Annotated in this window: 1 pseudogene; it reads right to left on the bottom strand. The window is 33.6% G+C overall.

Going from position 1 to position 241, the window contains the following annotated elements:
* Nucleotides 1-241 (bottom strand): annotated as a pseudogene (locus tag SH09_RS13575) (relaxase/mobilization nuclease domain-containing protein); the annotation flags it as partial.

Raw genomic sequence — 241 nt, 5'->3', positions numbered from 1 at the left:
CTTCAAAGTCTACTGCGTTATCCTTTGTTTCTTCAACTGCCATTCTTATATCATTTTTCCATGACCTTTTATCTTTATCTATCATGTTCTGTTCTGCCAACGTATATCTGATTTCTGATGCCTTTTCTGGCACAGATAAACCACGTTCTTCACATAACTGATCATTCGCCTTTTTTATAAAATCACGTTGTTCTTTGTTTGACTGATACTTGTTGCCTGTTTCTAAATTTACTGAATTAAT

It is taken from the genome of Staphylococcus gallinarum (assembly GCF_000875895.1).
GTDB lineage: Bacteria > Bacillota > Bacilli > Staphylococcales > Staphylococcaceae > Staphylococcus > Staphylococcus gallinarum.
The sequence above is the reverse complement of the archived record's forward strand: the minus strand, read 5'-3'. Positions and strand labels throughout refer to the sequence as shown.